Source organism: Runella defluvii (assembly GCF_014195535.1).
GTDB classification, from domain to species: domain Bacteria; phylum Bacteroidota; class Bacteroidia; order Cytophagales; family Spirosomataceae; genus Runella; species Runella defluvii.
Genome location: NZ_JACIBY010000002.1, coordinates 576,185 through 596,353, shown reverse-complemented (window position 1 = coordinate 596,353; position 20,169 = coordinate 576,185). Strand labels below are relative to the sequence as shown.

At 45.5% G+C, this 20,169-nt stretch carries 18 protein-coding genes; 6 read left to right on the top strand and 12 right to left on the bottom strand.

Annotated features, from left to right (window positions below; translation table 11 throughout):
* Positions 1–18: 18 nt before the first annotated feature.
* The 6 genes from araA to FHS57_RS07275 form a co-directional block, all read right to left on the bottom strand.
* A complete protein-coding gene (araA, locus tag FHS57_RS07300) occupies positions 19–1,503 on the bottom strand; it encodes an L-arabinose isomerase (protein ID WP_183972202.1) in 1,485 nt (494 codons plus the stop codon).
* Positions 1,504–1,609: 106 nt separating this feature from the next.
* Positions 1,610–3,256 carry a ribulokinase gene (locus tag FHS57_RS07295; protein ID WP_183972201.1) on the bottom strand — a complete coding sequence of 549 codons (1,647 nt, stop codon included), beginning with the start codon at positions 3,254–3,256 and terminating at the stop codon, positions 1,610–1,612.
* Between the two features lie 36 nt (positions 3,257–3,292).
* Positions 3,293–3,991: an NUDIX hydrolase gene (locus FHS57_RS07290; protein ID WP_183972200.1), complete on the bottom strand. Its 699-nt coding sequence runs from the start codon at positions 3,989–3,991 to the stop codon at positions 3,293–3,295.
* Between the two features lie 155 nt (positions 3,992–4,146).
* Entirely contained in the window at positions 4,147–5,052 is a 906-nt protein-coding gene (locus FHS57_RS07285) for a patatin-like phospholipase family protein (protein ID WP_183972199.1), read from the bottom strand.
* Positions 5,053–5,061: 9 nt separating this feature from the next.
* Entirely contained in the window at positions 5,062–5,829 is a 768-nt protein-coding gene (locus FHS57_RS07280) for a hypothetical protein (RefSeq protein ID WP_183972198.1), read from the bottom strand.
* Between the two features lie 127 nt (positions 5,830–5,956).
* Positions 5,957–6,652 (bottom strand): hypothetical protein, encoded by a 696-nt coding sequence (locus tag FHS57_RS07275; protein WP_183972197.1) that lies wholly within the window; start codon positions 6,650–6,652, stop codon positions 5,957–5,959.
* Positions 6,653–6,819: 167 nt separating this feature from the next.
* On the opposite strand from FHS57_RS07275, the gene gcvT reads away from it, so the two are divergent.
* Together gcvT and FHS57_RS07265 are read left to right on the top strand one after the other, a co-directional pair.
* The gene (gene gcvT / locus FHS57_RS07270) at positions 6,820–7,920 is read left to right on the top strand and encodes a glycine cleavage system aminomethyltransferase GcvT (RefSeq protein WP_183972196.1); all 1,101 of its coding nucleotides are present in this window, start codon (positions 6,820–6,822) and stop codon (positions 7,918–7,920) included.
* Positions 7,921–7,930: 10 nt separating this feature from the next.
* The gene (locus FHS57_RS07265; RefSeq protein WP_183972195.1) at positions 7,931–8,638 is read left to right on the top strand and encodes a 2-phosphosulfolactate phosphatase; all 708 of its coding nucleotides are present in this window, start codon (positions 7,931–7,933) and stop codon (positions 8,636–8,638) included.
* A 110-nt stretch (positions 8,639–8,748) separates the two neighbouring features.
* Here the strand turns inward: FHS57_RS07265 and thiL are convergent, their stop codons facing one another.
* Positions 8,749–9,780 carry a thiamine-phosphate kinase gene (gene thiL / locus FHS57_RS07260; protein WP_183972194.1) on the bottom strand — a complete coding sequence of 344 codons (1,032 nt, stop codon included), beginning with the start codon at positions 9,778–9,780 and terminating at the stop codon, positions 8,749–8,751.
* Between the two features lie 165 nt (positions 9,781–9,945).
* On the opposite strand from thiL, the gene msrA reads away from it, so the two are divergent.
* The gene (msrA, locus tag FHS57_RS07255; protein ID WP_183972193.1) at positions 9,946–10,599 is read left to right on the top strand and encodes a peptide-methionine (S)-S-oxide reductase MsrA; all 654 of its coding nucleotides are present in this window, start codon (positions 9,946–9,948) and stop codon (positions 10,597–10,599) included.
* An 88-nt stretch (positions 10,600–10,687) separates the two neighbouring features.
* Here the strand turns inward: msrA and FHS57_RS07250 are convergent, their stop codons facing one another.
* Together FHS57_RS07250 and FHS57_RS07245 are read right to left on the bottom strand one after the other, a co-directional pair.
* Complete coding sequence (locus FHS57_RS07250) at positions 10,688–13,093, bottom strand: ABC transporter permease (protein ID WP_229601275.1); 2,406 nt, start codon at positions 13,091–13,093, stop codon at positions 10,688–10,690.
* Positions 13,094–13,169: 76 nt separating this feature from the next.
* The gene (locus FHS57_RS07245) at positions 13,170–14,594 is read right to left on the bottom strand and encodes a serine hydrolase domain-containing protein (RefSeq protein ID WP_183972192.1); all 1,425 of its coding nucleotides are present in this window, start codon (positions 14,592–14,594) and stop codon (positions 13,170–13,172) included.
* Between the two features lie 415 nt (positions 14,595–15,009).
* Between FHS57_RS07245 and FHS57_RS07240 the strand changes: the two genes are divergently transcribed.
* Positions 15,010–15,846, top strand: coding sequence for a TlpA disulfide reductase family protein (locus tag FHS57_RS07240; RefSeq protein WP_183972191.1), 837 nt, complete (start codon positions 15,010–15,012; stop codon positions 15,844–15,846).
* Complete coding sequence (locus FHS57_RS32140; protein ID WP_183972190.1) at positions 15,803–16,045, top strand: TlpA family protein disulfide reductase; 243 nt, start codon at positions 15,803–15,805, stop codon at positions 16,043–16,045. Before FHS57_RS07240 ends, FHS57_RS32140 begins: the two co-directional genes overlap by 44 nt.
* Before the next feature lie 52 nt (positions 16,046–16,097).
* On the opposite strand, the gene FHS57_RS07230 is transcribed toward FHS57_RS32140, so the two are convergent.
* From FHS57_RS07230 to FHS57_RS07220, 3 genes are all read right to left on the bottom strand, one after another.
* Positions 16,098–16,832, bottom strand: coding sequence for a transglutaminase-like domain-containing protein (locus FHS57_RS07230; protein ID WP_229601274.1), 735 nt, complete (start codon positions 16,830–16,832; stop codon positions 16,098–16,100).
* Positions 16,833–17,042: 210 nt separating this feature from the next.
* Complete coding sequence (locus tag FHS57_RS07225; RefSeq protein ID WP_183972188.1) at positions 17,043–17,804, bottom strand: ThuA domain-containing protein; 762 nt, start codon at positions 17,802–17,804, stop codon at positions 17,043–17,045.
* A gap of 79 nt (positions 17,805–17,883) precedes the next feature.
* Positions 17,884–18,342 (bottom strand): sterol desaturase family protein, encoded by a 459-nt coding sequence (locus FHS57_RS07220; protein ID WP_183972187.1) that lies wholly within the window; start codon positions 18,340–18,342, stop codon positions 17,884–17,886.
* Between the two features lie 88 nt (positions 18,343–18,430).
* On the opposite strand from FHS57_RS07220, the gene FHS57_RS07215 reads away from it, so the two are divergent.
* Positions 18,431–20,152: a M3 family oligoendopeptidase gene (locus tag FHS57_RS07215; protein WP_183972186.1), complete on the top strand. Its 1,722-nt coding sequence runs from the start codon at positions 18,431–18,433 to the stop codon at positions 20,150–20,152.
* Positions 20,153–20,169 lie beyond the last annotated feature (17 nt).

Sequence of the window (20,169 nt, the reverse complement as noted above, 5' to 3'; positions counted from 1 at the left end):
AAAATTCTAACACAAAAACTATTTGTACGCTACTTCACTGAAACGTAGGTCGTTTTTGAGCCCACGAATGGTCGTATTTTTGTCAATGACAACGAGCTCTACCCCTAGCATTTCGGCAAAATCTTCGATGTATTCGGTCGTCAAGTTTTGACTGTAAACGGTGTGGTGAGCACCGCCCGCCAAAATCCACGCTTGCAGGCCGACTTCCATGCTTGGCTGGGGTTTCCACAGGGCGCGCGCCGTTGGAAGTTTTGGGAAAGTTTCGGTTACTTCTACGGCTTCTACTTCGTTGACTAACAAACGGAAACGGTTGCCTAAGTCGATCAATGAAACGTTGAGGGCAGGTCCTGCGGCAGCGTTGAATACCAAACGAACGGGGTCTTCTTTTCCACCAATTCCCAACGGATGTACTTCGCATTTGACGTTATTGGCGGCAATGCTTGGGCAAATTTCGAGCATGTGCGAGCCGAGTACCATCGGATTGGCGGGGTCGAAATGGTAGGTATAATCTTCCATAAATGAGTTGCCACCCTTTAAGCCACTCGCCATTACTTTCATGACGCGTACCATGGCTGAGGTTTTCCAGTCGCCTTCGCCACCGTAGCCGTAGCCTGCGGCCATCATGCGCTGAGAGCCAATGCCTGGAAGTTGGCGCATTCCGTGAAGGTCTTCAAAGGTATTGGTATAAGCCGAAAAACCACCTTCTTCCAAAAATGCTTTGATACCGAGTTCGATACGTGCTGCTTCAAAGACCGACTGACGCATCAAGCCGCCGTTGAGCAACGATGGCATCATCTCGTAGGTGTCTTCGTATTCTTGAAGAAGGGTAAAAATATCGGCTTCCGAAATCTGATTAATGTACTTTACCAAATCGCCTACTCCGTGGGTATTGACCGAAAATCCAAACTTCATTTCGGCCGCTACTTTGTCGCCGTCTGTTACGGCTACTTGGCGCATGTTGTCCCCAAAACGCACCACTTTCATGGTTTGCATGGTGTATTTAGCGGCGGCAACGCGGCTCCAAATGTTGATTTTTTCGAGAACATTTTCTGACTGCCAGTGCCCTACGACCACTTTGCGATTGAGACGCATCCGAGTCATGATAAACCCAAACTCACGGTCGCCGTGCGCCGATTGGTTGAGGTTCATGAAATCCATGTCAATGTCGTTGAATGGAATGTCACGGTTAAATTGGGTATGTAAATGGAGCAACGGAAGTTGAAGTGCATTGAGGCCATTTATCCACATTTTAGCGGGCGAAAATGTGTGCATCCACGTGATGATACCCACACAGTTAGGAGTGCTGTTGGCTTCTTTGCAGATAGTCAAAATCTCGTCGGGCGTTTTGACAACGGGCTTAAAAACAACTCGTACGGGGATGGTAGGGGAGTCGTTGAAAAAATCGGCAATGATTTGAGAGTGTTCGTCAACTTGACGGAGCGTTTCTTCTCCGTATAAATGCTGGCTTCCTGTGACAAACCAGACTTCAAACTGTTTGAGCATATTAGGTAATTAAATTTAATGTTGTTAAATGGTCGATGATTTCGAGGACACTACATACTCTCCATTAACCTTGCAAATCTTACATCGGGATGTAAGATTTGCAAGGTTAATTCACTGAAATGCCCTTTTCAACAAACTCGCCAAGTTGGATGTATTTTTGATAAAGTTTTTGATAAACAGGGGTTTTGTTAGTATTTGGCTCGTAAAGCGCATCAAAACCTGAGCCCATCGCTTTTTGAGCGTCCAATAATGTTGGGTGCACTCCTGCGGCGACTGCGGCATTCATAGCTGCCCCTAAGGCGCAGGCTTGGTCCGAACTAGCCACTTTGATGGGCATGTTTAAAACGTCAGAGAGCGTTTGCATTACAAAGGGTGATTTTTTTGCCACACCTCCGATTGCAATGACTTGTTTGATGGGAACACCTTCGTTGATGAAGCGGTCCACAATGGCTTTGGAACCAAATGCCGTAGCTTCGACAATGGCTTTAAACAGTTTGATGGCGTCTGTGCCGAGGTTAAGTCCAGAAATGGCAGCCTTGAGTGAGTGGTTGGCGTCGGGGGTACGTCGGCCATTGACCCAATCGAGCGCCACGGGGTCTTTGTCCGTCACGGGTAGTTTGGCGGCTTCTTCCGAAAGGTATGGAATCAGTTTTTGGGCGAGCTCTTCGGCGGCAGCTTCACCCAGCAATGTGCGCACAGGTTCGGTAATGACCCGCTGGAACCACGCGTAATAATCGCCGTAAGCCGACTGACCTGCCTCCATTCCGAGCATTCCTGGGATAATCGAACCATCGACTTGCCCACAAATACCGCGAATCAACAGGTGCCCGATTTCTTCGTTGGGAGCAATGAGCATATCGCAGGTAGAAGTACCCATGACCCGCACAAAATCGTAGGGTTGAATTTCGGCTCCAACGGCGCCCATGTGGCAGTCGAAAGCTCCAACGCCAATCACGACATTGTTGGGCAAACCAAGACGAGTGGCCCATTCTTCCGAAATCACGCCCATGGCTTGGTCGGAAGTATGGGAGTCTTGGAATAAACGCGCGCGCAATCCTTCTAAGAGTGGGTCAATAGCTACCAAGAAATCTTCGGCGGGCAAGCCGTCAAACTCGTTGTGCCACATGGCTTTATGTCCAGCGGCGCAGCGTGAGCGTTTCATTTCTAACGGATGGGTGTTACCCGTTAGCACCGCCGAAATCCAGTCGCAGTGTTCTACCCACGAAAAGGCACGGGCACGTACCTGCTCATCGACGCGGAGGGTACGTAAAATTTTTGCCCAAAACCATTCCGAAGAATAAATGCCCCCGACGTATTTGGTGTAATCAATGGGCCAGCGGTGGGCTACTTCGTTGATTTCCTCGGCTTCGGCGTTGGCGGTATGGTCTTTCCAAAGAATAAACATGCCGTTGGGGTTCTCGGCAAATTCGGGAAGGAGTGAGAGCGGAGTGCCTTGTTCATCGACGGCCACAGGGGTAGAGCCTGTCGTGTCAATCGAAATTCCTACGATATTGGCTGCTACTTCGCTTGGAAGTCCTTGTAATGCCCCTTTGATAGATGCTTCAAGCCCTTCAACGTAGTCGAGCGGGTGTTGGCGAAATTGAGATAACTCAGGTTGGCAGTAGAGCCCTTTTTTCCAACGTTCGTAGTAATGTACGGCTGTACCCACTGCTTCACCCGTTTGGGTATCTACAACCAAGGCCCGAACCGAATCAGTACCGTAGTCGAGCCCAATAGTGTATTGATGTTGCATGATATATTTTGTTCTATTTCGTTGAATATTAACTGTTTAGGCGGAAGGTTCTGGCATGAAATACCAAAAAGAGTGAAACTTGTCTTCGTATTTTTCTTTGTCTAAGCGGTACAAAACGGCTTTTTTTGTCGCCGAGTTTTCATTTTTTTCGCCCGTATCTACCAGCAAGCCCGTGGACAAAATCTTACGACTGAAGTTGCGTCTGTCCAACTGCATTCCGTAAATGGCTTCGTAAAGTTTATGTAATTGAGGAATGGTAAATGTTTCGGGCAGGAGCTCAAAACCAATGGGGTGGAGGGCGGCTTTATAGCGCAGGCGCTCAAGGGCATTCTGAACCATTTTTTCGTGGTCAAAAATGAGTTGGGGCATATTTTTTAAACTTACCCAATGAGCATTGTGTGCCCGAACAGACTCTTCGTCGTGGCTGTGGATGTTGATAAGCGCAAAGAAAACAACCGAAATGGTGCGCTCGACGGGATCACGATTGACCTTGCCAAACGTCAGTAATTGTTCGACATAAATATTATTTAGTCCTGTCAGTTCATACAAAATCCGTTCAGCTCCAACTTCCAGGTCTTCTTCTTGATTTACAAACCCGCCCATCAGCGACCACTTGCCGCGTTCTGGTTCAAAATTACGTTTGATAACTAGCAGTTTTATCTCGTCTCCGTCAAAACCGAAGATGATACAGTCGATGGCAACCAGTAAGCGGGTTGAATGAGGGTATTGGTTCATTCTTCTGAATGTGTCGTTTGGACACAATATTACCCTCTTTTCTATTATTTTTCAAATTATTTTTTTGAATTTATTGATTTAAAAATGCCTAACCTTTTTGGGAATACTTTCCAAAAAAGTTAGGACAAAAAAGAGGCGCTAAGTTAGGGGTAAAATCAGCCTCGAAAAGCTTGTAAAAATGTTTTGGTGGAGGTATATCCCGAATGGTACAAAGCTTGTACTTGCTGCGGTGTAATGCTAAAATCAGTAGCCGAAATTCCTAAATCATCAATTTGGATGGTGCGGTCGCTTTCGTATAAATTCTTCTCAATCATCCAATTCTGAGAGTTTAGCAAGGCTTCAAACAGCGACTTGATGTAGGTTTCTAATTGGTCAACGCCGTAGGTTAATTGGTTGGGCGGGGCGGCTTTTTGTAAGTCGGCCAAGAAGAAGCCCAAAGTAGCATCGGCTGGGCTGGTTGCGTTATCAAACGTATCAATTGGATAGTTATACATCACGCCGCCGTCCACATAAAGGTGGCTGCTGGGGTTGGCGTCAGGAAATTGCCATGCTTTGAAAAACATAGGAATCGACATGGAGGCTCTCACCGCCATCGCGATTTGAACATTGGGGGTTTTTGCTACTGAAAACTCCTGAATTTGTTGCGTGTTTAAGTCCGTTGAAAATACCTTTAACGTGGTTCCAAACTGGGCATACACTTCTTCAAAAGTAATGGCGGGATTGATATTTTGTTGTTGGAGAAAAACTTTGAACCAACTGTTCAAAAAATAATCGCCTTCGTAAGGGCCAAATTTGTTGGCAAGGTCTTCCACAAAATTGAAGATACCTCCTTTGTCTTTGAAGTTTTCGTAGTTGGTGGAGGCCAAAAACGTATTGAGGGTATCGGAAGAAATGCGGCAAGCTCCCAAGGCAGCCACAATAGAGCCTGCCGACGTACCCGCAAAGCCGTTGATTTGGGAACTGATGTTGGCTTCTTCGAGGGCTTTCATGGCACCTACGTAGGCAATGCCTTTGACGCCCCCGCCTTTGAACACAAGGTGTTGGAATGGAAAAATAGACATAAGGTTGAGTTATTGGTTAACAGTGTTTACAACGTAATTTTTGAAATCGAAGAGTTGGGTGTAAGGAACGAGCTTTTTGGTGTTTTTATCGTAGCTGAAAAACAATGCTTTAAAAAATACCCCCGTTTTTTTGCCTTCGACGTTGATTAAATCGTTGCAGTTGGAAGTCAACTGAAACGTGATGCCTTCAATTTTGAGGGTCTGAATCCCACTCTGGTTTGTGCTATTGTTTTTGGTTTGGAGCGATAGCGAATCGGAATAGACGACGCTCGTAATCACCATAAACAAAACATTGTCCTGGTTGAGCTTGGCAAAGGTTTCGTTTTGTTCGGTTTCGATTTTTTGGAGAAAAAAGTACGGTCGATTCAGCCGTACACGGGTGGCATTTTTGAGTTTGAGTTGGGTATTTCGCTCCAAACTTTCTTCCACTTTAGCCGAGAGTAGTTTGATTTTTGGCGTCTCCGAATCAAGCGAGGTCGATAAATTGATGTCGGCCGAAATCATCAAAGAATTGATGGAATTATCCACCAAAATATGGCTCGAATCGGGTTGTTCGTGGAATATATACCCCACAAACTTGTCTTTTTGATTGATGTAATACACGTCGCCGACGGTCGCTTGAATGGAGTTCAATAAGCCGTAGGGTGACGTATAAGTGGCGATGTCCTTGCAATTAATCGTTCCTGTTACGATGCGCCGACATGAATAGAAGGGGAGGGTAATAGAAATGCCTAAGGCATACCCTAAGAGCGTTTTGGGGGAAATAATACGATGCACGATTGAAAAGTGTTTGACTTACGTTGAGTAATAAAAAAACGGCGCAAGGGCGTATCAATGAGGGAGATGATACGCGTAACTCGCAAAAACAAATCTACAAAAATCAGGGATAGATGTCAAGAGGAAATTACCCCCATTGTTCATCGGCGTATTCACTTTCGCTTGATTTGGAAACAAACAAGGGACGAGCTTTGACGGGGCGCTCGGGCTTGACGGTTCGGAAGTTACGGTATTGCTCGTCCGAAATGATTTCGAGTAAAAGAGCACGTTTGAGAATCACCGTAAAAGGCATTTGGAAAAAATCAGCAATGTCCATTGCCAACGAAGGCGAAAGTTTGGAAATACCTCGGTGAAAAAAACTACGCACGTCTGCCTCGGGTAAGAAAGTTTCAAATACCAACTGCTCGGCGCGGGCGCTAAGTTCAGCGGCGGGGTAGTTCATATATAACCCCAACGAAGTGACCAAAAAACAGGTGTAGTAGTGGCGTTCGTAATCAGAGGCTTTGGCATTGATAAAAACCCATCCTTTGTTTTGATACAAAGCCGAAAAGCCTACAAAATCGTTTTCGACGTGGTGAAGTTGGGCAACTTTTACGTCTTCGGGATAAGCAAGTCGGCGCCCAATTTGCCGAATAATCTCCTGTCCCGACGACACGTCGGCGGCTTCGCCAGCGGGTTCGAGTAGCCATTCCTCTGTCAAAAGCGTTTGGAAAAGGCGCTCCCCTTCACGTTGTGCCGCGATTTGCCCCAAGTGCAGCACTGTGCGGTTGGGCAAATGAAAATCAATGGCTACTTGATTAATAGGTGGCTTTTTCTTTCCCATGGCTTTCTTAAAAGCTTGATTCCTAGACAAAAGTACGCGGAATTTATAAATGCCCCTAAAGCGTCTTGTTCATTTTTTTGAAATAACTCGTTTTTCAAAACCTGCACTTTTCTGATTGTCAATTTAGAAAGGTAGCTTTGCACCCAAAATTTCAACAAGCCAAGAACATGACTGAGCAACTAAAAACAGTTCCTCTTAACGACCTACACCAACAGTTGGGGGCAAAAATGGTACCATTTGCGGGCTACGTAATGCCTGTTCGCTATTCGTCTGACCTCGAAGAACACCACTGCGTTCGCAACGGCGTGGGTGTGTTTGATGTGTCGCACATGGGTGAGTTTATTGTCAAAGGCCCCAAGGCTTTGGACTTGATTCAACGTGTGTCGGCCAACGACGCTTCGGTGCTTTTCGACGGAAAAATTCAATACAGCTATCTTCCCAACGGAAAGGGTGGAGTAGTGGACGATTTGTTGGTGTATCGAGTGAGTGCGGATGAATACTTTTTGGTCGTCAATGCTTCTAATATCGAAAAAGATTGGAATTGGATTCAGAGCCAAAATACCGAAGGAGTCGAAATGCACAACATCTCGGACGACCTTTGCTTGTTTGCCGTTCAAGGCCCTAAAGCGGCTGAAGCGTTGCAATCACTCACCGAGGTGAATTTGTCAGAAATGGACTATTACACTTTTGTGAAAGGTACGTTTGCGGGTCTGCCTGACATCATTATCTCTGCCACGGGCTATACGGGTGCGGGCGGTTTTGAGTTGTATATTCCAAAAGAATCGGCGGTTGAAGTATGGAATGCTATTTTTGAAGCAGGCAAAGAGTTGGGTATCAAGCCAATTGGCCTTGGTGCACGCGATACGCTTCGTTTAGAAATGGGCTATTGCTTGTACGGAAACGATATTGACGATACCACTTCTCCGTTGGAGGCGGGACTGGGTTGGGTTACTAAGTTTACCAAAAACTTTATTGACTCAGACGTGCTTCTTGCCCAAAAACAAGCAGGTCTTGCCAACAAATTGGTAGGTTTTGAAATGATTGACCGTGGAATTCCGCGCGGGCACTACGAATTGTGTGATGCCGACGGAAACGTGATTGGGCACGTTACCTCAGGAACGCAGTCGCCAACGTTGTCAAAAGGAATTGGACTTGGCTATGTTCCATTGGCAAGCAGCAAAGTAGGAAGTGAAATTTTTGTAAAAGTACGCGAGCGTTTGCTCAAAGCCCAAGTGGTGAAATTGCCTTTTGTAAAACCAACGGTCTAATATTTTTTGTATGAAATCAATTGATGTTTGTTTAACCCCCGATTTGCTTCACCTTCATACTATTGACAATACGATTGTCGTAGTGACGGACATCTTTCGGGCTACCTCGTGCATGGTGACGGGCCTGGCGTATGGCGTAGGAAGTATCACGCCCGTAGCCACGGTGGAAGAATGTTTTGAACTTCAACAAAAAGGCTACATCGCTGCCGCCGAACGGAATGCCATGAAAGTCGAAGGGTTTGACCTCGACAATTCGCCGTTTAGCTACATGGACGAAGACTTAGTGGGGGCAAACATTGCGATGACAACCACCAACGGTACGTTATCCATCACTAAAGCCAAAACCTCGGCGGTGAAAGTATTGGTGGGCGCATTTTTGAATTTAGGAGCCATTGTTAACCACCTTAAATCGCAGCCTTACGACGTACTCGTGTTGTGTGCGGGCTGGAAAGGTCGGGTCAATTTGGAAGATACCTTGTTTGCGGGAGCATTGGTCGATGCCCTCAAAGACGAATACATTATTGGAGAAGACAGTGCCTTGATGGCCATGCGGGCGTACCAACAAGCCCAAAATGACTTATTAGGATACGTCGCCAACTCGTCGCACGTGCGTCGTTTGCAGCGTTTAGGTATTCATAAAGACATTGCGTACTGCTTGCAGCGCGACTTGTACGACGTCGTGCCCGTACTTCGCGGAAGCACATTAGTGAATATGTAATATCGTGGTGTGGGTTGCAATGTCGTGGTGTGGGTTGCTTACAACCCACACACCATAACTCGGGTTGTGAGCAACCCGAACACACAACCCCAACACACAATCCACACTTACTACCGCGTCAAATGCTGCCAACCTTGGGCTTGCACGGGAAAGCGGCCGCCTCCTTTGGTTACAATTTCTACGGCAGAGGGGTCATTGGTCATAAAGCCAATGAAACTAATGTGCGGTGAGTTTTTGATTTTTTCGTAGTCGGTTTGTTTAATCGTAAACAACAACTCGTAATCTTCGCCACCGTTCAACGCTGACGTTAAAGGACTTAATTTAAACTCATCGGCGGTGAGGAATGTCTCATCGGCGACAGGGATATGTTCTTCAAAAATTTGGGCACCCGTTCCCGATTGTTTGCACAAATGCAAGATTTCAGATGCCAATCCGTCGGATACGTCAATCATCGAAGTAGGCACCAAATCGGCATCGTTCAACTCATAAATGATGTTGGTACGCGCTTCGGGCTTGAGCTGACGGCCTATCAAATAAGCCTTATCTTCAAGTTGGGGTTGCATGTTGGGGTTTTCTAAAAACTCCCTTTTTTCGCGTTCGAGCAATTGAAGTCCTAAGTACGCCGCGCCTAAGTCGCCCGTCACACAGATGACATCGTTGGGTTGGGCGCCGTTTCGGTACGCGATTTTATCTTTTTTGACCGTTCCGATGGCCGTCACTGATAGCACTAGCCCCGACCGCGACGCGCTCGTGTCGCCTCCTACCAAGTCAACTTTGTAGGCTTCACACGCCGTTTGAATGCCCGCATACAGCTCATCAATGGCTTCCACCGAAAAACGGTTGCTTAGCCCAATGCTGACTGTAATTTGGCGAGGAGTGCCATTCATGGCAGCAATGTCAGAGACGTTGACAGCCACGGCCTTAAAGCCTAAATGTTTTAGAGGGGCGTAGCTCAAATCGAAATGAACACCCTCGATGAGCATATCGGTCGAAACTAACGTATATTCATCACTACCCGTGTCGATGACGGCAGCGTCGTCACCAATTCCTTTGATGGTTTGGGGCAAAACAGGAGTAAATTGCTGATTGATGCGCTCAATTAGCCCAAATTCGCCTAAAGTGGAAAGCTCGGTTCTCGTCATTTTGGAAAAAGTGTCAGATGGCTGACATTCGCTTTGAATTAAAAGTCAGATAATTGTATCACAAAACTTTTCGCTGCAAAGTTCGTTAAAATTACGTCTTTTCTCGTATGTATTTGCGGGAAAGACGCTAAGGCACTTTCACAACCCCTTTTTTGTTGATTAATTATGAAAACATTCCTCAAAAAATTGATTCTCGGAACGCTGACGCTGACGGCACTTTCGTCGTGTGGACAGTCGGCAAAAAAAATCGAACAAATGGAAGACAAAGCAAAAACCCAGACAGGATTGGCCACCGCAACTTTTGGTACGGGCTGTTTTTGGTGTACCGAAGCCGTCTATCACGAGATGGAAGGTGTGGAGTCGGTGGTGTCGGGGTACTCGGGTGGATTTATCGAAAATCCCACTTACGAACAAGTATGTAGCAAAGTAACGGGTCATGCCGAATGTGTGGAAATCAAATATGACCCTAAAAAGGTGAGTTACGTGGAATTGTTGGAGGTATTTTTCCGCGTCCATGACCCAACGACCAAAGACCGTCAAGGAAACGACGTGGGGCCGCAGTACCGCTCGGTCATTTTTTACCACAACGATGAGCAAAAACAGTTGGCCGAAAAAGCCATTAAAGAACTCAATGCTTCGGGTGCTTACAGTAAGCCCATCGTAACGGAAGTGGCGAAAGCGGAAAAGTTTTATGTGGCCGAAGCTTATCACCAAAATTATTTTGCCAACAACCCAAACCAAGGCTATTGTGCCTTCGTGGTAGCACCCAAAGTGGATAAATTCCGCAAGGTGTTTAAGGAGAAATTGAAGAAAAATTAGTGAAGCATCAAATTAAAAGCCCCACGTTCATCATTGAGCGTGGGGCTTTGTTTTAAGCATCGCTTAATTGCTTTCACATCGTGTTATTTTACTCTGCGCGCAAGTGCTTCACGGGATTGGTCACAACGGCTTTCATGGCGTGGCCTATGATGGTGGCGGCAGTAATGGCAACCATGAGCCCAAGCGTAGCCACCAAAAACCAGCCGCTCATTTGGATGCGATAGGCGTATTGCTGTAACCAGCCCGATGTAAGCCACCAACCTAGGGGGGCGGCAACGGCAAACCCCACCAACAATAAGCGACTAAATTCTCGCCCAAAAACCCATAGTAATTGTTCGGTTCGCGCGCCAAGCACCCGCCGAACGCCAATTTCTTTCGCCCGTTTTTCGGCCATAAACGTCACCAGGCCGTACAGCCCGAGGCAGTTCATGACGATGGCAATAAAGGCGAAAATCTGCACAAACCCAGCTAGAAGTTGCTCCATTTTTGTGAAAGAGTCGAGCAGTTCATTCAAGAAACTTCTTCTGTAAATATCTTCTGGAAAAGTGTTGTTCCAAATTGCTTCAACTGTTTTAGTAGCCGAGGACACTGCCGAGGGTGCAAAGGTGAGAACCGCCATCGAGCTGTGAGATAAGTCATGTACCAGCGCGATTGGGCGGATGGGCTCGTGCAAATTTCCCGTGCGAAAATCTTTAACAACACCCGCAATAATGTGCTCTGTACCTTTAATATGAATGGGTTTGCCGATGACTTCATTCGAGGAAGCGATGCCGAGCTGTTTTACAAAAGTTTCGTTCACCAGCACTTCGTGGCGAGAGGTATCCGTTTTGCTAAAATTCTGTCCTTTGACGAGCGCAAGCCCAAAAGCCGACAAGTAGTGTTCATCGGCGGTGCGGACGAGGATTTCAAACGATTCGGGTTCTGTAGAGGTATGATAACTGAACGGACTGGGACGGTTATAAGGAGAAACGGGTGGTTCGTTGGCAAATGTGACGGATTGTACCCCAGGCGTATCTAACCAACTTTTGCGTAACCGTTCGTAAGGAATAGGGCCTTGTTTGGGCAACCAAACCACCAATTTGTCGTTGGTTCTAAAGCCCCAATCGGCTTTTTGCATGTGTCGAAGTTGGCTGGTAATGACCAATACGACAATCAAAAAGAGCTGAGTGAGCAAAAATTGTCCCGTTATCAGTGTTCTCCGAATGGTGAGTCCGCCTTTGGCTCGGGTCAATCGCCCCGCGAGGGCTTTGATAGGATTAAAACCCGATAACACCCAAGAAGGGTAAAAACCCGCCAAAAAAACTACACCCAATACCAGTGGAACAAACCAAAGGAGGGCATTGGGGGTAAATACATCCAAAACAGAAATGTTGGGATGAAGCGTCTCATCTTGCTGAGTGAGGGTGTCATTGACCACGGGCAGCGCCAACTGGGTCAAAATTAAGGCAAGAAGCACGGCAGCGAAAGTCAGCAGGGCGGTTTCGGTCATAAACTGCTTTATCAATTGCCAGCGATTGCTACCCACTACTTTGCGAACGCCCGTTTCGTGGGCGCGTTGCAAGGCTTGGGCCGTGGCCAAGTTGATGTAATTGATACAAGCCGCCGCCACAAGCAACAATCCAACGGCCATCAAAGCAAACAATATAGGGCGAGGTGCCATGCCGCTCCGAGCGTGATTGAGCTCCGTCAGCGGAAGAACGTGGTACGAAAAGTTGCGAAGTTGAGCCGCTGGCAAATGCTTCTTCTGAACGGCTGCCAAGGCAGTGGTGAGTTGGTTGGGAGAAATGCCCTTGCGCAGTCGAACAAAACACATGCTTTGAAGCCCTAGCCAATCGTTGAGGGCAGTGGGCGGTTCTAAGTTTGTGAGGGTTGCGTAGGAGACGAGCCCGTCGTAACGAAGTTGGGTGTTTGAGGGTGGATTTTTAATGATACCCGTAACGGTCAGATTGACCCGATTGTCCAGTCGTACAGTTTTCCCAAGGGCGAGTGTGGTTTGAAAATATTTCTCGGCGTATCGCTCGCTGATGACGATGGCATTGGGCGTTGCCAAGGCTTTTTGAGGGTCGCCACTGAGCCATTCTACCCCAAACAAATCAAAATACTGAGATTCGGTGAAGCACATGTTTCGCGATTCATTGAACTTCTTTTCCCAACCTCCTTGGCCATTAGGAATGCTGATGGTACGTCCAAAAAAGGTTTCTAATTTCACAGCACTTTCTACAAACGAATAATCGCGGCGGAGTACTTCGGCCAAAGGGCGAGGAGCCGCATCGGTTTGGAGCGTTGTTTCTCTTTTTAGGTCGGTCACTACCCAATACGAGCGTTCTACCTCAGGGTGATAACGGTCGAAGGTCAACATGTAGTTGACGACAAGAAAAATGACCAAGCCACTTGCCAGTCCGATACCTAAATTAGCGATGCGGATTAAGTTAATTTTTTTCTCACGCCGAATGCGGCGCCAAGCAAAGGTGAGGTAGTGCCAGTACATAAGCATAGATTTTCTGGATGAACAAATGTTACTGTATTAAAAGTATTATTTATATGTAAATATACTTTATATAAAATAATATCTATCTCAGTTTGGCTAGAAAATACAATCGCCTCACTACCACTAGGGTGTTTAACAGCACGATAATGGTTAATACCACAGTGATGTCTGGCCCCATCAGAAAAATGCGTTTCCAGTTGAGTACGCGGCCACTGATTGCGGTCAGCAGATAAGGGCTGCATAAAAATAAAATGAGCGGGAGAGTTCGGGTAAAAAGAAAAAGTATTGTAAGCCAGGCTGGGCGACGAACGTAGTTTTTGTACCAATGGTTTTGCCGAAACAAACGTCTAGTTGCCAAACCAATAGAAAGTATGCCTATTAAAAAAGCACAAAGTGGATAAAGCCAACTCGGTACAATTGGGACATCAGCCGTTTTATTGTCCAAAATATCAGCGACTCCTTGAATGAAAGCGTGGTAATCTTCGAAAAGATTGATTCCACCGTTAAACAAAATAACAATGCCGTAGCCATTTGCAGAAATCATCTGTTCGGCGCTGTATGTCCACAGAATCCCACTGTGGCTAATCGTGCCATTGGGAGCAACAAACCAACCCATTCCATAGGGCGATGTTTTTGTTGAGGTTTGCATCATTTTTAAATGAACACTATCCAGTAGCGACGCACCGTTCCATTGACCATGGTTCAATTGCAACCTAAGCCACTTGGACATATCCTCTGCATTGGAAACCATTCCTGCTGCACCCTCGACAAACCAATCGGGTTCCTGAATAGAAATTGGCTTTCCTAGGGCAAAAATGTGGCCATTTTGAAAACGCGCCGAGCTACTGGAGAACGATTTTGTCAAGGAAACGCTCTTGGTATTATTCATCCCAAGTGGTTTAAAAATCTGCTGTTCCAAATAATGGGGAAAGGCTTGCTGACTGACCGATTCGACAGTCTGTGCAAGGATTTGATAATTTGGATTGTGATAGCGGAACTTTGTACCTGGATTAACCCCAAGTTTGACATTTTTCAGGCGGGAAATCGCTTCGTTTAGGGAAGTCGGTTGGTGATGAAAGGCCAGCTCGGGGAAGACCTTGTCATTCAAGCCACTGGTTTGGTGTAAAAGGTGGTCAACGGTTATTTTTTGACCTCGCGGGTCATCAAGTTCAAAAGATGGAATGTACCTTTTGACAGGAGAAGAAATGTCGATTTTGTGGGCAGCTGCCAGTTGCATTACCGACATCGCAGTGAAAGCTTTGCTGAGGGAAGCAATCGCAAATGGTGTTTGTGAGGTGATTGGCCGATTGTCGGAACCGATTCCGTACCCTTTTGATAAAATCACCGAATCTTTTGTTACAACTGCAATGGCAAAGCCTGGAATGTTGCTTTTGGCGGCCATAGCTTGCAAAAATTGGTCAATTTTAGTGGCTTGAGAGGGGTTTTGTCCTAGTAGAGCGGTACTTATGGAAAAAATGAGACAGGCGAGAAGGGTTGTTTTACGCATTTTTATAGGCTGTTTAGATAGTACAAAATTTGCAAAACAGATTCGGTTTGAAAAATTTATTACCGTTTGATAAGTTTTTCGTGCGATTCTATCGGTATGTTGTTGGAAATGAAGTTTTAATCTGTTGATTTACAGTGTCTTCTTCTACACGAATTTTCAACGTTTTAAAATCCTACGCCCATGAAACCTTTTTTCGATTTTCACACCCATACGTTTCTTAAAACCCATTTAAATATTTAATCAAAATTTTTGGAGGAATTCAAAGTGGCCTCGGTAGAGGCGCAACATTTGTAGTAGTTGTTGAAATAATATAATTGTAATTAACACGTTAAAATAATTAATTAGTGTAAATTAAATGATTGTTTGATTTTGTTTAGGCGAATTTTATTCTTTTCAGTTAAAAGCACGGACAGTTATGAGAAATTTTATTTTTTTGTTTTTTATAGGTGTTAATTTAGAATTATATGCCCAAAAGCAGTCATTTCGATTAGAGGGGGAAATTAGTAATGCGGATAGTATTTCTACAATTACCATCATGGTCATAGGTAATAATGAAATAAGCGAACCAGTCTCAAAGGTAAGAAATGGAAAATTTGTTTTTGAAGGCTATGTAGAACACCCCTGTCTTGCGATAATAAATTCAGATAAGGTAAAGGGAGGATTGGGTGTATGGTTGACAAATGGAATAATTAAAGTAAACTTAGCTCCATATAAATATGAAGGACAGAAGGAGTATAGATTACAAACATTATCCATTGAGGGAGAGCAAGAATCAAAGGATTTTATTTCGCAAATGAACTTGCAAAATAAAATTGTACAATCGGAGAAAAACATACTCAAGAGGAACACAATGGTTGGTGACGAAATCGAAAAGTATATTAATGCTCATAATAATTCCTATTTGTCTCTCTTTTTAGTAAATCAAGCAATGTATTATTGTGGTGTACAAAGGACTAAAAAGCAGTTTTTGTCGCTTTTGAAAGAATTACAGGATAGTGAAGAAGGACGCGACTTTCAAAAAGAAATCGAAAAAACAGAGCAAAATGACATTGGAAAAAAAGTGGAAGACTTTACTGTTCCAGACACGCAAGGGCAAATGAGGCAATTAAGTACAATGATTAAAGGAAAAACAATATTGAATTTTTGGGCTTCATGGTGTGCTCCTTGCAGGCATGAGAATAAGATACTTATAGAGCATCAACAATTGCTTGAAAAAAAAATCAATAGCGATAATAAGTATTTCCTTAGATGAAGATAAAGGGGATTGGTTGAAGGCGATTCAAAAAGATAAGCTTAACTGGTCTCAACTTTCTGAATTAAAGGGGGGCTTTAATAGTGAACTTGTGCAAAAGCTTAAAATTACAGGCATCCCATACACGTTATTAGTGGATGAGAATTTGAAAATTATCTCTACGAACTTTCAAGATATTTTGTCAATCGTAAAGAATTAGCTCCTAGTTCAATTTTATGTAGCTTTTAATTCCATAGGGTAAATTCTAACTTTCATTCCTCCAACAGCTCCGTCTCTACTTCCAGCGAGTGGAGGGTTGCATTGCCAAATTGCGTCACCATCGCTACGTCGGCGGCGTCGCGGCCATAGCCAAGCACAACGCGGTAGCCGTGGGTTTCTGACTGGACGGCGTCGAAAGTGTACCATTTGTCGCCTACGTAGGCTTCAAACCAGGCATGTAAGTCCATGAAATTGAGCTTGTCGAGGTAGCCGACTGTCATGCGGGCGGGGATAGACAGCGTGCGGCACAAGGCAATGCCCAAATGTGTAAAATCGCGACAAACACCTACTCGCTGATAAACTACGTCTAAGGCCGTGGTGGTCGAATAAGTGGTGTTGTATTCGTAGCGAACATGGTGGTAAATCCAACGCCTGATAGCTTCTACTTGTTCGTAACCCCACGAAGCATCGCCCACGATTTGGCTTGCCAAATTTTGAAGTTCGGGTAAGTCCGATTGACAATAACGGCTGGGCGAAAGATATACCAACGTTTCCGTAGGCAAATTTTCCACTAAAATATAGGGAGGAAAAGGGGCACTTGGCGCCTCTTCTTCATCGACCAGCACTTCTATTTCGGTAGTAATCGTTAGTTGTCCGACGGGAAGAACAGCGCGCACGCAATGGTTTTCGTAAGAGTCGTTGTAGTTGCTAAAAGGAACAAAAGGGTCGGTGCTAAATTCTTCTTTGAGGACAATTTGTCCTTCTTGGCGTCGGGGACTAAGAAGCATTTGAACGGTTGTAGGGGTGTGTATTTGGTACGTAAATACACTTTTACCTCTTATCTTCATGGGTAAGGAAAGGCGAAATAGAATTTTGTGTAAAGTACCAAAAAAAACGCAGTTTTAGCATCATTTTCGCTGATTTTTGGTGTATAAAAAAGGCAGGTTCCTTTCGGGCCTGCCTTCTTCGTGATTGTACTCAGGTGCCAACGTAACCCCTTACATTGGTTTCTTTACGGACTTGCGTCCCATGGCGTATTCGATGCCGCCTAAAAGGTGTTGGACAAACAATGGTTCTACAAACGATTCGTCGGTGTGGCCGCCACCTGTGTAAAACGATCGCCCTCCGTCAAATTCACGATACCATATAAACGGGTGATTGACCCCGTTTGCGCCCCCTTTGTAGGTGCTTTCATCGAGCGTGGCGAGGACTTTAATCCCCAACACAATTTTTTTATAATTATACAATTCGTCAAAACGCTTCCAGCGGTCGGGGAGCATCGAGGTAGAAGGGTGGTTTTGGCTGTGTACCACCACGTCCACGCTTTGCTGTTTGGGGTGGCTTAAAAAATACGCCCCTACCAACTGATTGTACCAAGGCCAATCGTATTCGGTATCGGCCGCCGCGTGAATCCCTACGTAACCTCCGCCTCCGCGAATGTATTGCTCAAAAGCAGTTTGTTGGGCATCGTTGAGGACGTCACCTGTGGTACTCAAAAACACCACTGCTTTGTATTTTTTTAAGTTTTCGGACGTAAATGCGCTGGCATCTTCGGTCGTATCTACGGCGAATCTGTTTTGTTCACCAAGCAACATCAACGCGGCTTTTCCTTTGGGAATGGAAGCGTGACGGAATCCCTTGGTTTTGGCAAAAACTAAGATAGCATCTTTGGTCGTTGATGCGACTTTTTTCTTTTTCTGGGCAAACGAACTTACCGTGAGCGCCAACAAGAAAGCGCAGCAGTAAAACAATCTTGTCATAATCTTAATCTGGTATTTTGGGAAAAAAGACGCACCCAAATGAAAACTACTATAAAAACTGAGAAGTAGTTGAGAGTTATTATTCGCCCTTCACGGAAGCTTTCTCGTATTTTTTTGGGGCATACAAAAAACCAAACGCCTCGGCACCGTCGCGCTCGTGGACTTTGTGGTGGATATAATGCGCCCGAATGATGCGGTTGAGGTAGCGATTGCTGGTTTTAAATTTGATTTTTACCCGACGGTGAACAATCACGTCGTGAAAAAGAAAATACCCAATGCCGTACAGGGTAATGCCAAAACCAACGTACATCAACCAACGAAGTGCTTCTACTTCTGAGCCTACTACGATGAGGCCCGTGGCCGATACGCCAAAAATGATTCCAAAGAGGTCATTGGTTTCCCACCAGCCTTTGTGGTGTACGTGGTGCGATTCGTGCCAGTTCCACATGATGCCGTGCATGATGTATTTGTGCGTGAACCAGGCAAAGCCTTCCATAAAAACAAACGTGCCGAGCACAAGGAGAAAATTGAGTAGCATGGGAAATAAATGTCCGATGTTTTCAGAAAAACCAATTTTTAGGTTCTTTTGTTAGACAACAAAATCAAAACATTGCAAATTTAGCTTTATGTCAGCACTTACCATACCGCAGCGCCCGCCCCGTCCGTTTTTGGGCGAGGAGTTTTCGTTAACGACTTGGGAGCAACTTCAACCTTTTTACGAAAACCTAAAAAACCGCGTCATTGAATCAACGGACGAACTTCGTCAGTGGTTTTTGGACAAAAGCGAATTGGAGTCGTATTTGTCAGAAAACTTCGCGTGGCGATACATCCGCATGACCTGCGATACCAGCAGCGAACAATATCAACAGGAGTTTAACGATTTTGTGGAAAACTTTCAGCCACAGCTCAGTACGTACGGAAATGAGCTAGATAAGAAAGCATTGGATAGTCCTTTTTTGAGTGAACTCAAAGACCAAGGTTTTGAGGTGGCGCTGCGCGGAATGAAGAAAGCAATTGAGATTTTTAGGGAAGAAAATATTCCGCTACAAACCCAAATCCAAACCGAACAAGCCAAATACGGCGCGATTATCGGGGCGATGACGGTGACGATAAACGGGGAAGAAATGACGCTCCAAAAAGCGTCGGATATATTACAATCAACCGACCGTGCGGTGCGTGAAGAAGCGTGGCAACAAATTCAAACGCGCCGCTTGGCCGACAAAGATACGCTGGATCAATTACTCAATTCCCTGCGTGATTTGCGTCACGAAGTAGCCACCAATGCAGGTTTTGCTAATTTTCGCGACTATATGTTTGCCGCGTTGGGGCGTTTTGATTACACGCCTCAGGACTGTTTTAACTTCCACGAATCGGTGGCAGAAGCAGTCGTGCCGATGCTCAACGATATGGCGCAGGAGCGTAAAGAAGCGTTGGCGCTGGAAGCGCTTCGTCCGTGGGATTTTAAAGTCGATCCCCAAAATCGCCCGCCGCTAAAACCGTTTAGTACGGGGGAAGAGTTGTTGGAAAAAACGATTACTTGTTTTACCAATCTTGACCCGCAACTCGGTGATTATTTACGAATTATGAAAGCCATGGGGCACCTCGACCTCGAATCGCGGAAAGGGAAAGCGCCTGGTGGGTACAATTATCCGTTGGAAGAAATCGGGGTGCCGTTCATTTTTATGAATGCTACCTCTAACCTGCGCGATTTGGTGACGTTGTTGCACGAAGGTGGCCACGCTGTACACAATTTTGTGACGCGCGATTTGATGCTCAATTCGTTTAAAAATCCTCCTGCTGAAGTGGCGGAATTGGCCTCAATGAGCATGGAGTTGTTGACGATGGACTACTGGGATGTGTTCTTCGATAATGAAGATGACCTGCGCCGCGCCAAAATCCAGCACTTGGAGTCGATTATCGAAACTCTGCCTTGGGTAGCTACCATCGACAAATTCCAGCATTGGCTTTACGAAAATCCTACGCATACCGTGGAGCAGCGGCAAGCAGCGTGGTTGACGGTTTATGAACAATTTAGCGACTCCATAACCGACTGGAACGGACTCGATGACGCGAAAAAATACATTTGGCAAAAACAGCTCCACATTTACGAAGTGCCGTTTTACTACATTGAGTACGGCATGGCGCAGTTAGGGGCCGTAGGGGTGTGGCGCAATTACAAACAAAATCCACAAAAGGGACTCGAAGGGTATTTGAACGCCCTAAAATTGGGTTACACCGTGCCGATTAGCCAGATTTACGCCGCAGCCAACATTCCTTTCGATTTCTCAAAAGGCTACATCACCGAGCTGATGAATTTTGTAAAAGAGGAACTGTCGAAGTTGAAATAAAACTGATATTTGGAGTG

What these genes read in the sequence shown, in the direction of transcription:
- araA (WP_183972202.1), bottom strand. Translation starts at nt 1,503, where the DNA reads ATGCTCAAACAGTTTGAAGTCTGGTTTGTCACAGGAAGCCAGCATTTA.
- FHS57_RS07295 (WP_183972201.1), bottom strand. Translation starts at nt 3,256, where the DNA reads ATGCAACATCAATACACTATTGGGCTCGACTACGGTACTGATTCGGTT.
- FHS57_RS07290 (WP_183972200.1), bottom strand. Translation starts at nt 3,991, where the DNA reads ATGAACCAATACCCTCATTCAACCCGCTTACTGGTTGCCATCGACTGT.
- FHS57_RS07285 (WP_183972199.1), bottom strand. Translation starts at nt 5,052, where the DNA reads ATGTCTATTTTTCCATTCCAACACCTTGTGTTCAAAGGCGGGGGCGTC.
- FHS57_RS07275 (WP_183972197.1), bottom strand. Translation starts at nt 6,652, where the DNA reads ATGGGAAAGAAAAAGCCACCTATTAATCAAGTAGCCATTGATTTTCAT.
- gcvT (WP_183972196.1), top strand. Translation starts at nt 6,820, where the DNA reads ATGACTGAGCAACTAAAAACAGTTCCTCTTAACGACCTACACCAACAG.
- FHS57_RS07265 (WP_183972195.1), top strand. Translation starts at nt 7,931, where the DNA reads ATGAAATCAATTGATGTTTGTTTAACCCCCGATTTGCTTCACCTTCAT.
- thiL (WP_183972194.1), bottom strand. Translation starts at nt 9,780, where the DNA reads ATGACGAGAACCGAGCTTTCCACTTTAGGCGAATTTGGGCTAATTGAG.
- msrA (WP_183972193.1), top strand. Translation starts at nt 9,946, where the DNA reads ATGAAAACATTCCTCAAAAAATTGATTCTCGGAACGCTGACGCTGACG.
- FHS57_RS07250 (WP_229601275.1), bottom strand. Translation starts at nt 13,093, where the DNA reads ATGCTTATGTACTGGCACTACCTCACCTTTGCTTGGCGCCGCATTCGG.
- FHS57_RS07245 (WP_183972192.1), bottom strand. Translation starts at nt 14,594, where the DNA reads ATGCGTAAAACAACCCTTCTCGCCTGTCTCATTTTTTCCATAAGTACC.
- FHS57_RS07240 (WP_183972191.1), top strand. Translation starts at nt 15,010, where the DNA reads ATGAGAAATTTTATTTTTTTGTTTTTTATAGGTGTTAATTTAGAATTA.
- FHS57_RS07230 (WP_229601274.1), bottom strand. Translation starts at nt 16,832, where the DNA reads ATGCTTCTTAGTCCCCGACGCCAAGAAGGACAAATTGTCCTCAAAGAA.
- FHS57_RS07225 (WP_183972188.1), bottom strand. Translation starts at nt 17,804, where the DNA reads ATGACAAGATTGTTTTACTGCTGCGCTTTCTTGTTGGCGCTCACGGTA.
- FHS57_RS07220 (WP_183972187.1), bottom strand. Translation starts at nt 18,342, where the DNA reads ATGCTACTCAATTTTCTCCTTGTGCTCGGCACGTTTGTTTTTATGGAA.
- FHS57_RS07215 (WP_183972186.1), top strand. Translation starts at nt 18,431, where the DNA reads ATGTCAGCACTTACCATACCGCAGCGCCCGCCCCGTCCGTTTTTGGGC.